Origin of the sequence: Nonomuraea sp. NPDC048916 (assembly GCF_040649575.1) — a bacterium.
Taxonomy (GTDB): domain Bacteria; phylum Actinomycetota; class Actinomycetes; order Streptosporangiales; family Streptosporangiaceae; genus Nonomuraea.
Window position 1 is genome coordinate 1 of the sequence record NZ_JBEZFS010000311.1, and the last position, 365, is coordinate 365.

The following is a 365-nucleotide window of genomic DNA, read 5'->3' on the forward strand; positions in this document are numbered from 1 at the left end:
CTCCGCGATCTGCGCGGTGTTCAGAGCGGCGCCCTTGCGCAGGTTGTCCCCGCAGACGAACAGTTCGAGTGCCGTCGGGTCGTCGAGCGCGCGGCGTACGCGGCCCACCCAGGTCGGGTCGGTGCCCACCACGTCGGCGGGGGTCGGGAACTCGCCGGCGGCCGGGTCGTCGAAGAGGACGACGCCGGGTGCGGTGGCGAGGATCTCGCGGGCCTTGTCGACGGTGACCTCGCCCTCGAAGCGGGCGTGGACGGTGAGCGAGTGCGTGGTGACCACCGGCACCCGGACGCAGGTGACGGCGACGCACAGCTGGGGCAGCCCGAGGATCTTGCGGGACTCGTCGCGTACCTTCATCTCCTCCGAGG

1 protein-coding gene is annotated in these 365 nt (G+C 72.1%); it reads right to left on the reverse strand.

Annotated elements, in window-relative coordinates; all coding sequences use genetic code 11:
* The coding region (locus AB0C16_RS41005; protein WP_357691632.1) for an Asd/ArgC dimerization domain-containing protein at positions 1-365 on the reverse strand (365 nt) is incomplete at both ends.